Origin of the sequence: Nocardia sp. CA-084685 (assembly GCF_050955785.1) — a bacterium.
In the GTDB taxonomy this organism is placed as follows: Bacteria; Actinomycetota; Actinomycetes; order Mycobacteriales; family Mycobacteriaceae; genus Nocardia.
The window spans coordinates 3,885,090-3,899,356 of the sequence record NZ_CP192094.1; the positions used below are offsets into that span (position 1 = coordinate 3,885,090).

The 14,267-nt window shown below is 64.9% G+C and carries 12 protein-coding genes and 2 pseudogenes; 13 read left to right on the forward strand and 1 reads right to left on the reverse strand.

Features of this window, described 5'->3' with window-relative positions:
• Positions 1–3: 3 nt before the first annotated feature.
• The 10 genes and pseudogenes from ACQP2U_RS17660 (at position 4) to ACQP2U_RS17705 (ending at position 10,832) form a co-directional block, all read left to right on the forward strand.
• Entirely contained in the window at positions 4–822 is an 819-nt protein-coding gene (locus ACQP2U_RS17660) for a GntR family transcriptional regulator (protein ID WP_433715655.1), read from the forward strand.
• Between the two features lie 12 nt (positions 823–834).
• A pseudogene (locus ACQP2U_RS17665) lies at positions 835–3,500 on the forward strand (fumarate reductase/succinate dehydrogenase flavoprotein subunit).
• Complete coding sequence (locus tag ACQP2U_RS17670) at positions 3,500–3,727, forward strand: 4Fe-4S dicluster domain-containing protein (protein ID WP_327098653.1); 228 nt, start codon at positions 3,500–3,502, stop codon at positions 3,725–3,727. Before ACQP2U_RS17665 ends, ACQP2U_RS17670 begins: the two are co-directional and overlap by 1 nt.
• Positions 3,728–3,749: 22 nt before the next feature.
• The gene (locus tag ACQP2U_RS17675) at positions 3,750–5,180 is read left to right on the forward strand and encodes an ABC transporter substrate-binding protein (RefSeq protein ID WP_433715656.1); all 1,431 of its coding nucleotides are present in this window, start codon (positions 3,750–3,752) and stop codon (positions 5,178–5,180) included.
• A 29-nt stretch (positions 5,181–5,209) separates the two neighbouring features.
• Positions 5,210–6,085, forward strand: a complete 876-nt coding sequence (locus tag ACQP2U_RS17680; protein ID WP_433715657.1) for an ABC transporter permease — start codon at positions 5,210–5,212, stop codon at positions 6,083–6,085.
• The gene (locus ACQP2U_RS17685) at positions 6,082–6,858 is read left to right on the forward strand and encodes an ABC transporter ATP-binding protein (protein WP_433715658.1); all 777 of its coding nucleotides are present in this window, start codon (positions 6,082–6,084) and stop codon (positions 6,856–6,858) included. The genes ACQP2U_RS17680 and ACQP2U_RS17685 overlap by 4 nt, the downstream gene beginning before the upstream one ends.
• On the forward strand, positions 6,855–7,190 hold the full coding sequence (fdxA, locus tag ACQP2U_RS17690; protein WP_433715659.1) for a ferredoxin: 336 nt from the start codon (positions 6,855–6,857) through the stop codon (positions 7,188–7,190). The genes ACQP2U_RS17685 and fdxA overlap by 4 nt, the downstream gene beginning before the upstream one ends.
• Entirely contained in the window at positions 7,187–8,557 is a 1,371-nt protein-coding gene (locus ACQP2U_RS17695; RefSeq protein ID WP_433715660.1) for an FAD-dependent oxidoreductase, read from the forward strand. The genes fdxA and ACQP2U_RS17695 overlap by 4 nt, the downstream gene beginning before the upstream one ends.
• 30 nt (positions 8,558–8,587) lie before the next feature.
• Positions 8,588–9,730, forward strand: a complete 1,143-nt coding sequence (locus ACQP2U_RS17700; protein WP_433715661.1) for an Mrp/NBP35 family ATP-binding protein — start codon at positions 8,588–8,590, stop codon at positions 9,728–9,730.
• Positions 9,731–9,938: 208 nt separating this feature from the next.
• Positions 9,939–10,832: a class I SAM-dependent methyltransferase gene (locus tag ACQP2U_RS17705; protein WP_433715662.1), complete on the forward strand. Its 894-nt coding sequence runs from the start codon at positions 9,939–9,941 to the stop codon at positions 10,830–10,832.
• Between the two features lie 252 nt (positions 10,833–11,084).
• Here the strand turns inward: ACQP2U_RS17705 and ACQP2U_RS17710 are convergent, their stop codons facing one another.
• Positions 11,085–11,234: a hypothetical protein gene (locus ACQP2U_RS17710; RefSeq protein ID WP_433715663.1), complete on the reverse strand. Its 150-nt coding sequence runs from the start codon at positions 11,232–11,234 to the stop codon at positions 11,085–11,087.
• A gap of 685 nt (positions 11,235–11,919) precedes the next feature.
• On the opposite strand from ACQP2U_RS17710, the pseudogene ACQP2U_RS17715 reads away from it, so the two are divergent.
• The 3 genes and pseudogenes from ACQP2U_RS17715 to ACQP2U_RS17725 form a co-directional block, all read left to right on the forward strand.
• Positions 11,920–12,090, forward strand: a pseudogene (locus ACQP2U_RS17715) (response regulator transcription factor); the annotation flags it as partial.
• 521 nt (positions 12,091–12,611) lie between these two features.
• Positions 12,612–13,778, forward strand: coding sequence for an epoxide hydrolase family protein (locus ACQP2U_RS17720; protein ID WP_433715664.1), 1,167 nt, complete (start codon positions 12,612–12,614; stop codon positions 13,776–13,778).
• A gap of 110 nt (positions 13,779–13,888) precedes the next feature.
• A complete protein-coding gene (locus tag ACQP2U_RS17725; RefSeq protein ID WP_433715665.1) occupies positions 13,889–14,266 on the forward strand; it encodes a PPOX class F420-dependent oxidoreductase in 378 nt (125 codons plus the stop codon).
• Position 14,267 lies beyond the last annotated feature (1 nt).

The window sequence follows — 14,267 nt, forward strand, 5'->3', positions numbered from 1 at the left end:
CGCATGACAGGCAGAACGCATTCGGGAAATCCGGCAAGGGCGGGCGCCCCGGATCCGAGCACCGGTAGGCGCTCGGCGCCGGCTCGCCGGATCCGGGACATCCTGCGGGCACGTATCCGCAGTGGTATCTACGGCAATCGGCCACTGCCGTCGGAGGCGCAATTGGCCGCCGACTTCGATGCCAGCCGCAATATTGTGCGTGATGCGCTGGCATTGCTGCGCGATGAGGGTCTGGTCGACCGGGTTCCCGGGGCGGGCACCTTCGTCGTATCCGATAAGGCGGTTCAGGGGCTGGACCGGCTGCGTGGTCTTGCCGAGACCTTCGAGACCGGCACGGATCGGGTCGTCAACCGGGTGCTGTTGGCGGAGGTCGTCCCCGCGACACCCATAGTGGCCGAGCGGCTCGAGCTCGAACCGGCGACACCGGTGGTCGCGCTGGAGCGAGTCCGGTACCTCGACGGCACCCCGCTGTCGTTGGACGCCAGCTACCTCACCGCCGATGTCGGCGCGCCGCTGCTGACGATGGATCTGACCGGCTCCGATGTATTCGGTCTGGTGGAGGCCGAACTCGGCCTACCGCTGGGTTCGGCGGCGGTTTCGATCGAGGCGGTAGCCGCGGATCCGACGGTCGCCGGTCTCCTGGAGGTCCGCGCGGGTTCGCCGCTGCTGTTCCTGGAACGGCTCACCTACACCGACTCCGGCAGGCCCATCGACCTGGAGTACGTCCGCTATCGCGGGGACCGGTTCTCGCTGTCGGGCCGACTGCATCGCATTCCGGTCACACCGAATCGCGGTGTGGCCGAACCGAACGAAAGGGGCTGATCTCCGATGCCAATGGATATCCCACCGGTTGCGCAGCGCAGGGAACTGAGCTGCGATGTACTCATCGTCGGCGGCGGCACCGCGGGAACGATGGCCGCACTCACCGCGGCCGAGCACGGCGCGAATGTCCTGTTGCTGGAGAAAGCGCATGTGCGGCATTCCGGCGCGCTCGCCATGGGAATGGACGGGGTGAACAACGCCGTCGTTCCCGGCAAGGCGAGCCCCGAGGATTACGTCGCCGATATCACGGTGGCCAATGACGGAATTGTCAACCAGCGCACCGTCTATCAGACCGCGACGCGCGGCTTCGACATGGTGCGGCGGCTGGAGAGCTATGGGGTCAAGTTCGAGAAGGATGAGCACGGCGAGTACGCGGTGCGCAAGGTGCACCGGTCCGGCAGTTATGTGCTGCCTATGCCGGAGGGGCGCGATGTGAAGAAGGTGCTCTATCGCACGCTGCGCGCCCGCGATGTTCGAGCGAAAGTGACGATCAACAACCGGGTCATGCCGGTGCGGGTGTTGACCGTCGGTGGACGGGCGGTCGGCGCGGTCGGATTCGATACGCGCACCGGTGAATTCGTGACGATCTCGGCCGGCGCGGTCATCCTGGCGACCGGGGCGTGCGGTCGGCTCGGTCTGCCCGCCAGCGGTTATCTCTACGGTACCTACGAGAATCCGACGAACGCCGGTGACGGCTATGCGATGGCCTACCACGCGGGCGCGGAACTGTCGGGTATCGAATGTTTCCAGATCAACCCGCTGATCAAGGATTACAACGGTCCGGCCTGCGCCTATGTCGCCAATCCGTTCGGCGGCTACCAGGTCAACGCCGATGGCAACCGGTTCGTCGACTGCGACTACTGGTCCGGGCAGATGATGGCGGAGGTCAAGCGGGAACTCGACAGCGCTCGGGGGCCGATCTATCTGAAGCTCAGCCATCTGCCGGATGCGACGATCGAGCAGATCGAGGGGATCCTGCACACCACCGAGCGGCCGACCCGCGGCACCTTCCACGCCGGACGCGGTACCGACTACCGGACGCGGGATATCGAAATGCACATCTCCGAAATCGGCTTGTGCAGTGGGCATTCCGCATCCGGGGTCTGGGTCGACGAATATGCCGCGACCACCGTGCCCGGACTCTACGCGGCAGGCGATATGGCGCTGGTCCCGCACAACTACATGATCGGCGCGTTCGTCTACGGCGATATCGCCGGTCGCAGTGCGAGTGACTACGCCAGCGGCGCGGCACATCCCGAACTGCCCGAGGATCAGATCTCGGCCGCGCACGCACTGATCTATCGGCCGCTGACCAACCCGGACGGTCCGCCGCAGCAGCAGGTGGAATACAAACTGCGCCGCTTCGTGAACGATTATCTGCAACCACCGAAAACGCAGCGCTACCTGACGCTCGGGCTGGAGGCATTCGAGCGGATGCACGCCGATATCGAGCGGATGGGCGCGCACACCCCGCATGAGCTGATGCGTTGTGCGGAGGTGACGTTCATCCGGGATTGCGCCGAGATGGCCGCGCGTGCGTCACTGCGGCGCACCGAGAGCCGCTGGGGGCTCTACCATCTGCGCTCCGATCGGCCGGAGCGCGACGATGCCGAATGGTTCTGTCACCTCAACCTGTTTCGCGGTGAATCAGGGGCGATGGAGTTCACTACGCGGCCGGTCGCCCCGTACATCGTGCCGGTACCCGGATTCGTCCGGCCCGACGGCGTGCCCGATGCGGCAGCACCGGAGTTGGTCGGCGCATGGGGTGCCCGATGAGTGCCCGCCTGCTCCAGTTGATGGATCTGGCCGATGAGTGTCCCGAGCTCACCGAACTTCGACCATTTCTGGTCGACCCGGATCCGGAGGTCCGCCGCACGGCGCTGTCGGTGCTCAGCGAGACCACCGAGGAGTGGGCGGCGGCCACGCCGATGATCGCGGCGGGTCTGGCCGATGTCGATGTCACCGTGCGGCACGCCGCCATCGGTCTGCTCACCGAACTGCTCGAGGTGCTGGTTCCCGGCGTGGAATTCGATGCGACACTGCGACGCTGTGTATCGGCGGCCGAACCCGCCGTACGCTCCGCGGCGATCGGCGCACTGTGGCGACACCGTCGGGTCGACGCCGCCGAACTGTTCGGCTTGCTCGCCGATCCGAATGCCGAGGTGCGCCGCACAGTGGTCAGCGGGCTCACCTCGGTGGATGCACTGGCCGAACTCGACGCAGCGGCCGCCGACCCCGATCCGCTCGTGCGCATCGCGGTCGCCAAAGGCGTTGCCGCGGTGGGCGATCCACGGGGATCGGCGACGCTCGTCGGACTGGCCACTGACGACGATCCGCTCGTGCGGGCCGCCGGGCTGTCCGGACTGGCCGAAACCGGATGCAGTGCGGAGGCGGCAGCGGTCGCCGCGACCGCGATCACCGATCCGGCCTGGCAGGTCCGCCAGGGCGCGGCGAACGCACTGGCGGTTGTCGACGCCGATTACGCCGCACCTCACCTGATTTCGGCGGTCGCCGACGACAACCTCGACGTCCGCAAGGCGGCTGTGCGCGCACTCGCCGAACGGATCGCCGAACGTCCCGAGGTCACCGCCGCCCTGCAATCCGCATTGGAGGACCCGGACGCCGATGTCCGCGCCTTCGCTCGCATCGGCATCGCCAACTCTCGGAAGGAAATCTGATGGCCCTGGTCAACTCCCGAATCGACGTTCCGGTCACCGTCGATGAACAGAAATGCATCGACGGCTGCACCCTGTGTGTCGATATGTGCCCACTGGATTCGCTCGCGATCCACCCGGATTCCGGCAAGGCGTATATGCACGTCGACGAGTGCTGGTACTGCGGCCCGTGCGCGGCCCGCTGTCCGGTCGGCGCCGTGACCGTCAACATCCCCTACTTGCTGCGCTGATCGCGGGCGAAGGAGCACCACGATGAGGACACCACGCACGACCTTTCGAGGCCGGCTCGCGCTGCTGCTCGGCGCCGCGACCGCGGCCACCGTCGTTGCCGGATGCGGCGCTGGCGGCGACGGCAAAACGATCACTGTGAATATCGGCTATCAATCCAAGACCATCAATACCGTCACCGCGGGCACGCTGTTGCGTGATCGCGGCACGTTCGAGGCCAAGCTGGCCGAACTCGGCAAGTCGAAAGGTGTGACGTACAAGGTCGAATGGAAGGACTTCGCCGCCGGGCCCCCGCTGACCGCGCAGATGCTGGCGGGCCAGGTCGATATCGGGTCGATGGGCGATGCCCCGATCCTGGTCAACGGGTCGAAGACGCGCGATCACGCCGATGTGAAGTCCGAATTGATCGCGGTCACCGGCTACAACCTGCGTGGATCACTGAATCAGGTAGTGGTTCCGTTGGATTCACCCGCGGCGACCCTGGCGGATCTGCGCGGCAAGGTCGTTTCAACCAGCGTCGGCTCCGCCGCACACGGCATGCTCGCCACCGGCCTATCCGGTATCGGGCTCACCCTGGACGATGTGAAACTGCTCGGCCAGGACCCGGCCGTCGGGGCTTCGGCACTGCAGGGCGATCAGGTGTCGGCGCTGGCGCAGTTCGTGCCGTGGCCGCAGAAGCTCGTCTTCGACGGTAAGGCCAGATTGCTCTATGACGGTGGTAGCGCCAACATTCCGACCTTCCACGCGGTTGTGGCGAATAAGCGATTCGACGAGGCGAACCCGGATATCGTCGCGGCATTCCTCGCCGCGCAACGCGAGACCACCGATTATCTGAATCAGAATCCGCTGGCCGCCGCGAAGCGGGTCGCCGAGATCACCGGAATACCGGCGGAAGTCGTGTACTTGTACAACGGCCCCAATGGCCTGGTGAGTTTCGATCCGACCATCAAGCCCCAGCAGGTCGATGCGCTCGGCAAATTGCTGCCCTTCTTGAAGGGGCTCGGTGCGCTGGCTGATCTGGATCTCGGCGAGTTCGTCAACGACAAATACGTTCGGGCGCTGTATGGATCCGACTACCAGACCCAGCGTGCCTCGACTAGCGCCCCGAGCAGATTGACCGGTACCGACTCGGTCTGTGGGGGCGCCGTCGACAATGCGGCAACCGCTGCTGAGGTGTGGTTCGAAGGTGCCGACACCACCTCGGTGGCCAAGACCCCGACCTGCTTGCTTCGCCTGATCGCCCAGCACGGCGGCTCGGCCCGGGTCGGCTATGTCACGGATACCTCGTCTGGGATGCGGATCTTCGCGGCCACCGCCACCTGGGTGAGTGATCCCGCGGCCGCACCCGACGAGCGGCTGAAACCGTTCGCGGTCAAGGCCGACGCCCAGGCCTATGCGGGCGGCCATCCTGGCGCAGCCGTAATCGACTACGCAGCGGCATTGCTGGCCCGCTAGACATCCGACACGAGATCAGGAGGTTCGATATGACGGTATCCGCCGAACCGGTTGCCGCGATCCCGGCAACGTCTACCGAAACGGGGGCGACCACCCACCGATCGACCGGACGGCCCGTCCGGGTAGTGCTGCCGGGCCGACTGCGCACGGCACTGCTCACTGCGGTACCGCTGGGCGCGCTGGTTTTGCTGTGGTATCTGCTCACGGCGAACCAGGTGGTGTTCTGGCTGCGCTTCGACAAGATACCCACGCCCGCGGAGGTTCTGGACTCGTTCCGAACTCAGCTGGGCACCCATTCCTACTACAGCAATATCGTCTCCAGCATCCGCCGAATTCTGATCGGCTTCGGGCTGGCGACGGTAGGCGGTGTGCTCGTCGGTATGGCGATCGGTCGCTCATACATGGTCAGCGCACTGGTGCGACCGATACTGGAGGTATTCCGGCCGATACCGGCAATCGCGTTGGTGCCCTTGGCTATTCTGCTGTTCCCGACGGGGGAGCAGGGCATCGTCTTCATCACCTTCTTCGCGGCATTCTTCCCGGTAGCGGTCAGCACCATCCATGCCATGCACGCCCTGCCGAAGGTGTGGGAAGAAGCCGCTCGCACGCTCGGCGCGCGACGTTGGGAGATCCTGTTCCAGATCGCCTTGCCCGGCGCGCTACCCGGCATCTTCTCGGGGCTTTCGGTGGCGATGGGCGTCGCGTGGATCTGCGTGATCAGTGCCGAAATGATTTCCGGACAGTTCGGTATCGGCTATTTCACCTGGCAGTCCTACGGCCTGCTCGACTATCCGGGGGTCGTGGTCGGAATGCTGTCGATCGGAGTGCTGGGCTGGGCCACGGCCTGGCTCGTCGAAGTAGTCGGTCGGCGGGTCAACCGTTGGTTGCCGAGGGCAGTGCGATGAGCGCGGGAGCGGCCGTCCGGATGCGCCAGCTGCGCATAGCATACGGCGAGAGTCTCGCTGCCGAAGTGGATCTCGATGTCGACCCAGGCGAGATCGTGGTACTGCTCGGTCCGTCGGGATGCGGTAAATCAACCATCCTGCGTGCCATGGCCGGATTGCTGACACCGATCGGTGGCACCGCCGAAGTGGACGGCGGTGCAGTGGGTACCGGCGCGCAATGCGCGATGGTCTTTCAGGAAGACGCACTGTTGCCATGGCGCACCGCTCGTAAGAATGTCGAATTCGCGTTGCGGCTGCGTGGGGTGCCGCGCGGTCGGCGTCGACCGGAGGCATTGGAATTGTTGAATCAGGTGGGGCTCAACGACTTCGGTGACCACCTGCCCGGCGCCCTGTCCGGTGGTATGCGCCAGCGTGTGCAGCTGGCCCGCACCCTGGCCGCACAACCGCGCGTACTGCTCATGGACGAACCCTTCGGTGCGTTGGATGCGCAGACCCGCGCCGATATGCAACGGTTACTGATCTCGGTGTGGCAGCGGCACAAGACGACTGTCCTGTTCGTCACCCACGACGTCGACGAGGCTTTGCTGCTCGCGGATCGGATCGTCCTGCTGACCACTCGCCCCGCCCGGATCCAGCGCATCATCACGATCGACAATCCCCGCGCGCCGGGCGCTCGATTCGAACCCGAATTCGCGCGGCGCCGCTACGAAATCCTGGCCGCACTCGGCGAAGACACCGAGCTCGCGGCCGCATCGGCTGAGGAGGCGTCATGACCTTCGTAGTCGGCGCCGCCTGCGTGGACGTCATGGATCGGGCCTGTGTGGAGGAGTGCCCGGTCGACTGCATCTACACCGGCGGTCGGATGGCCTATATCCATCCGACCGAATGTGTGGATTGCGGTGCCTGCGAACCGGTATGTCCGGTCGAGGCCATCTACCTCGATGACGATATCCCTGCCGGGCAACAGCAGTTCGTGGCCGAGAACGAGCGATTTTTCACCGAACCGCTGCCGGGGCGCGATATCGCGCTCGGATCGCCTGGCAGTGCGGCGAAATTGGGTGCGGTCGGGGCGGATACGGCATTCGTGGAGGCATATCAGCCATGAGTGTGCCGAAATACCCACTGCGCGTGGCGATCGTAGGCGCGGGCCCGGCCGGTATCTACGCCGCCGACGCGTTGATGAAGTCCGATGCCGAGGTGAGCATCGACCTGTACGAGCGCATGCCCGCGCCGTTCGGATTGATCCGCTACGGCGTCGCGCCGGACCATCCGCGCATCAAGGGCATCATCACCGCCCTGCACAAGGTGCTGGACAAGCCGCAGGTCCGCTTGCTCGGCAATATCGACTACGGTACCGACATCACCCTCGATGATCTGCGCACGTTCTATGACGCGGTCATCTTCTCCACCGGCGCCAACGCCGACCGCGCACTGCCTATCCCCGGCATCGACCTGGAGGGCAGCTACGGCGCCGCGGACTTCGTCTCCTGGTATGACGGCCACCCGGACGTGCCGCGCACCTGGCCGCTGGAGGCGGAGAAGGTCGCGGTCCTCGGCGTCGGTAATGTCGCACTCGACGTGGCGCGCGTGCTGGCCAAGACCGGTGACGAACTGCTGCCCACCGAGATCCCGCCGAACGTTTACAACGGCCTGCAGGCCAATAAGGCCGTCGAGGTGCACGTCTTCGGCCGCCGCGGCCCGGCGCAGGCCAAGTTCACCCCGCTCGAGCTGCGCGAACTCGACCATTCCCCGACCATCGAGGTCATCGTCGATCCCGAGGACATCGACTATGACGAGGGCTCCGAGGCCGCGCGGCGGCACTCCAAGCAGGTCGACATGATCGCCAACACCCTGGAGCAGTGGGCTATCCGCGATGTCGGCAACCGCCCGCACAGGCTGTTCCTGCACTTCTTCGAATCGCCCGCCGAGATCCTCGGCGAGGACGGCAAGGTCGTCGGCCTGCGCACCGAGCGCACCCAGCTCGACGGCACCGGCAATGTCAAGGGCACCGGTAGTTTTCGGGACTGGCCAGTGGGCGCGGTGTATCGGGCAGTCGGCTATCTGTCGCAAAGCGTCGCGAAGCTGCCGTTCGACGATCACGCGGGTGTGGTCCCGAACGAGGCGGGCCGGGTGCTGGTCGACGAAGGCGCAGACGGCGCCGCGCGTTTCATGCCCGGTGTTTACGTCACCGGATGGATCAAGCGCGGTCCGGTCGGATTGATCGGTCACACCAAGGGCGACGCCAACGAGACCGTGGCCTGCCTGCTCGACGACCGCGAGAGGCTCTCGGGCGCAAAGGATTCCGCGCCGGAGGCGGTCATCGATTTCTTGACGGGCAAGGGCATCCCCTTCACCACCTGGCAGGGCTGGTACCGCCTCGACGCGCATGAGCGCGCCCTCGGCGAGCCGGAGGGCCGCGAGCGCGTCAAGGTCGTCGAACGCGCGGACATGCTGCGCGCCAGCTTCGCCTGATCTCCCCTTCTCGAGAAAGCCGGATCATCCATGTCGATGACTGCCACACAACCGTTGACAGAAGAGCGGATTCGGCAGGCATTGAGCCTCGTCGAGGATCCCGAAATCCACCGCCCGATTACCGAACTGGATATGGTCGCATCGATCGCTGTCGACGCCGCGAATCATGTCAGTGTCGGAATTCTGCTCACCGTGGCGGCCTGTCCACTGCGCGAGCGTATCGTCCGAGATATCCGGGAGGCGGTGCTCGAGATTCCTGGAACCAGTTCCGTGACAGTCGAATTCGGTGTCATGACCGACGAGCAACGCACCGCGCTGCGCCGGCGGATTCGCGGTGGTGACGAGCCGGTGATCCCCTTTGCGCAGCCTGGCTCGTTCACGCGTGTCTACTGCGTCGTATCGGGTAAGGGCGGTGTCGGAAAATCCAGTGTCACTGTGAATCTCGCCGCTGCCATGGCGGCAGGTGGGTTGCGCGTCGGTATTCTCGACGCCGATATCCACGGCCATTCGATTCCCGCCATGATGGGTGTCGATGCGCGCCCCACGGCGGTGGACCGAATGTTGATGCCACCCGCCGTGCACGGCATCAAGGTCATTTCGATCGGCATGTTCGTCGAGGACAACGAGCCGGTTGTCTGGCGCGGTCCGATGCTGCACCGCGCGTTGCGGCAGTTCCTCGTCGATGTCTATTGGGGTGATCTCGACGTCCTGCTGGTCGACCTGCCGCCTGGCACCGGCGATATCGCGATCTCGCTGGCCCAGATGCTGCCGACGGCAGAGTTGCTCGTCGTCACGACACCCCAGCAGACAGCCGCCCGTATCGCGGAACGGGCTGGTGCCGTCGCGGCCCAAACGAAACAGCGGGTTGCCGGGGTGGTCGAGAACATGTCCTGGTTCGATGGGCCCGACGGTTCTCGGCAGGCGCTCTTCGGCTCTGGGGGCGGCGCGCTGGTCAGCGAGCAGCTCACCGCGATCCTCGGTGTGAATTGCCCGCTACTCGGCCAGATCCCGTTCGACCCCAACGTATGCGCCACGGGAGATCAGGGCATACCGATGGTGATCACCGATCCGGAATCGACCACTTCGGCAGCGTTCCGCGCCATCGCGACCGCATTGACCGACAGGCCTCGCGGCATCGCCGGGATGAGGCTGGCCGTGCATCCGACCGGCTGATTTCGCTATCCCTGCCGACCACCCCGTAGCAGGCGGTGGCCGTGCTCCTGAGACGGGGTCGTATGATCAAGTTCGTAACCAGCTCCACCCATCGACAGCAGCATATTTGCCACGCCGAACAAGAGGGCTCCTGCTTCCTCGCTCGAGCGTAATCCCGGATTCCGACTTGTCAGCCATGGCAATCAGGACACTTCGAGGGGACAGCATTATGCGTAGCGAAGGCGATACCTGGGACATTGTGAGCAGCGTCGGCATGACCGCGCTCGGCGTCGCGGCCGCACGGGCTATCGAGACGAAACGGCCCGATGCCCTCGTCCATGACGAGTACGCCGCACAGTTCGTGGTGGCATCCGGCGATTCGGATATGAACCGACTGATCAACGATCCGACGCTGTGGGCGCAGATCCCGTTCACCTCTGGATTCATCGGATATCGAAGTAGGTTCTTCGACGAATTCTTCCTGTCCATGGCGGCGGACGCAGTGACCCAGGCGGTGATTCTGGCTGCTGGGCTGGATGCCAGGGCCTACCGGCTGGATTGGCCGACGGGCGCGGTTGTATTCGAGATCGACCAGCCCAAGGTGCTGGAGTTCAAACGTCAGGTGCTCACCGAATCCGGCGCCGTGCCGCGATCGGACCGGCGCGAGGTGGCCGTCGATCTGCGAGGCGACTGGCCCGCGGCGCTTGTCGAGGCGGGGTTCGATCCGACCTCGCCCACCGCATGGTCGGCGGAGGGGCTGCTGCCATACCTGCCAGGCGCCGCACAGGATGCCTTGTTCGCACGGATCGGTCAGCTTTCGGTGCCCGGTAGCACGGTGGCGGCGGAGACCGTCGGCAAGGGTGTCGATATCGCCCGCATCGCCGAGCAGGAGTCGGAACACTTGAAAGACACTCCGTTCGGCAAGGTCGACCTCGCGTCACTGTTCTACACCGACGAACGCGCCGATCCGGCTGAATCGCTCGCCGCCCACGGCTGGACCACCTCATCCCTGCGCCTGCAGGAACTGGCCGAACGCTACAACCGTCCCGTGGCACCGGTCGCGGAGCCACTGGCGGAAATGTTCGACAACACGCGATATCTGACAGCTGTCAAGCCGTTCTGATTCGGCGGCGCCACGGCCTCCGGCCGCGCCCACATCTGTGAATTCGACCGGTGCGGAGTTACGCATGACCTTGTCGAGATCGACGCTATCCAGGTGGCTGTCACGATCGGCTAAGCGGCCGATGCGTGACCGCACTATGAACGCGCTGGCGCTGTTTTCGGCTGGCAGTTGAAGGGTCAGAACTCCCCGCAGAGTGGCAGTACCTGCGCGAGGTGCGATCTTGGCTGAATGCAGGGCAGACGAGGCATGCGGTCAGGTGATCCCGGCATTGTTGAACGCGACATTCAATCCACCGTAGGTCCGCACCGCGGCATCGACGAACCCGCGCACCTCATCCTCGATCAGCGCATCAGCTCGAAAGTAGGTCGCCTCGCCACCGGCCGCCCGAATCTCCTGTTCCACAGCCTGCCCGCGATCAACTCGCCGGCCGCAGAACGCGCGACTCGTCCACCCTCGGCCGCGAATAATCGCGCCGCAGCCGCCCGATCCCGGAAGTCGCCCCGGTGATCAACACCACCTTGTTCTCGAACCGCCGCAATCCGATGGGCTGAAACCGCGGCGGATTCGAATCCGCCCCCAGTGCAATGCCTCCGGCCAATCCGGCGGTCGCGCGGATCGCCAGCCCGGAGGCGGCCGCGATCCCAAGGGTTCGGCGTCGGCTGGGGGCCGGTTTGTCGGCCCAGGTTCGATCTCATCGTGTGTCATGGCTCTACCGTCGCTGTTACCGGACTCAGCCGAATCCGCCCGGAGGCCCACAATGCGGCCGCCGGGAGGATGGCCATCCACCACGGGATGGAGCCGGTCGGGGAGTTGCGTCGCACGCGGGCACCTCGAACCATGCGTGGACAAATGATCGCCAGGGTTCCGCGGTACCGCCGTTCGGGTGGCCTGTGCGACCTTTGCCGTCGACCTGGATTTTGGTGATCGTTCCGGTGCTCAGCGTGGGGGCCATCCCGACCTCCGAGGTCACCTACCGGTTGCCAACCGAGAATCGAAGCCAGGATGCAGTTCGTAAGGCAGCGGTAGACCTGGCCTGAGGGAGGATGCTCTCCTCCAGGAGGAGGAGTCACGGCCAGTGGCTGCGGGTGAAGCCGAAGTACTTGCGCTGGTCGCGGCGGGCCTGTCGAATTCGGAGATCGCCGACCGTCTGCACCTCGGGGTCACCACCGTCAAAACCCACATCGGCAATCTGATGACGAAAACCGGTGCCACCAACAGGGTTCGACTCGCCGTCCTCGGCGCGACGAACGGGCATTGAGGCCCCCGGCACACCAAGCAGATCCTGCTCTTGCACGTCAGCTCGAGGCGTGGGGCTCGGTGCGGGGCGGGGTGACCTGCAGGCGGTGCATCTCGATTTTCGTGTGACCGGTCGCGGTGCACCGCGCACCGCCCGGCTGGCTCTCGCCGGAGCCGGTCGCGCGGATGCGTCGTGAGTAGCTAGATGGATATTTATATATGCGCATTAAATTATATGAGTCCATCACCTAGGTCAAGGTGCTATGCGCCCGCGGCGAGTCTAGAACTTGCTGAGGAACGCGAGATGACGCGTGAGGGGTGCGTGATCAACTTGCCCTCAACAGCCAAAGGGGTGTGAAGACGCTTCTCGTCTGTTAGAGGTCCATATTTACTCCATATCTTCAGCAGAATCCGGCCGAATGCTGAGTTGTATGGACGAGCTACTGCTACTGGTAGAGCGGTAGAAACGAATCTCAACGAATCTTGCTAGAAACTCTGTAATGCGGAAGTAAGTCTTCCGCAATGGGGTCGAGAGTGGTTCTCATGACGAACACAACGACTATCCGCCCCTTCCGGATCGACATTCCGCAGGCCGAGCTCGACGAGTTGCGCGCGCGGCTCGCGAGCGCGCGGTTGCCCCATTCGGTGCCCGGCACGGAATCCGATTGGGGGCGTGGCATTGCGCCCGATTACCTGCGGGAGCTGGCCGAGTATTGGCGTGACGGGTTCGATTGGCGGGCGCAGGAGGCGAAGCTCAATGCGTATGACCAGTTCACGACCGAGATCGATGGGCAGATCATCCATTTCTTCCATGTCCGGTCGCCCGAGCCGGATGCGGTGCCGCTGCTGATCACGCACGGGTACCCGAGTTCGGTCGTCGAGTTCCTCGAGTTGATCGGGCCGTTGACCGATCCGCGGGCGCACGGTGGGGATCCGGCGGACGCGTTCCATGTCGTAATACCGTCGCTGCCGGGTTTCGGGTTCTCCACGCCGCTCGCGTCGATCGGATGGGAGTTGGCGCGCACCACCGAGGCTTTCGCCGAAATCATGGCTCGGCTCGGCTACGAGAAGTTCGTCGCTCAGGGTGGTGATATCGGTGCGGGTGTGACCGGGCGCCTGGCCACCACGCATCCGGAGCGGCTCATCGCGACGCATGTGAACAGTGACCGGGGCTCACTCGGTCTGGTGGGCGAGCAGCTGCCGATGCCCGACTGTTTGAGCGAGGACGAACTCGCCGCCATCGAGGCCGCGCGGGCTCGGTGGAATCAGCAGAAGGGCTATCTGGTCCTGCAGTCCACCCAGCCCAATGCCATTGCCGCCGCGCTGACCGATTCGCCGATCGCGCAACTGGCGTGGATCGCGGAGAAATTCCAGGCCTGGACCGACCCGACCCGCGCAACCGGCGAGGCGGTGGACCGTGACCTGCTGCTGACCAATATCAGCATCTACTGGTTCACTCGCAGCGGTGCCTCGGCCGCGCAATTCCTTTGGGAAACAGCGCATTCCGGTATGGACTGGGTGTCGCCGTCGGGCGTGCCGCAGGGGTGGGCGGTGTTCAATACCGATCCGCTCATGCGTCGGGTGATGAATCCGGACGGGCATATCGAGCACTTCAACGGATACGCCGAGGGCGGTCATTTCGCCGCCCTGGAGCAGCCGCGACTTCTCGTGGACGATATCCGTACGTTCTTCCGTACCTATCGCGGCTGAGCAGGTGGAATGGGGCGGGCCCCGGCTCGCCCCATTACGTCGGCAGGCGTACGAACAAGTCTGTCCGTATACGGATGTCGCGGTGACCGGACGGGCCTACCGTTTCAGGTATGACTTGGAACGAAGTGAGCGCGAGCCGTTTCGACCTGCTGACCACGTACAAGAAGGACGGCACGCCGGTCGGTACTCCCGTATGGGTGGCTCCGGACGGTGAGCGGATCGTGGTGTGGACCAATTCGAAGACCTGGAAGGTCAAGCGGATCCGCCGCAATCCGGCGGTGACCCTGCAGATATGCGACGGCCGCGGCCGCCCGAAGAGCGAGGAGAAGGTTGTGGGCAAGGCCGAGGTGCTGGATGCGGCAGGCACGCAGCGGGTACGCGATCTCGTCTCACGCAAGTACGGGATCATCGGCACCGTATTGATTCGCCTGCACAAGCTGTTCAAGGGCACGGACGGCTCCGTCGGGATCGCGATTACACCCGCGTAGG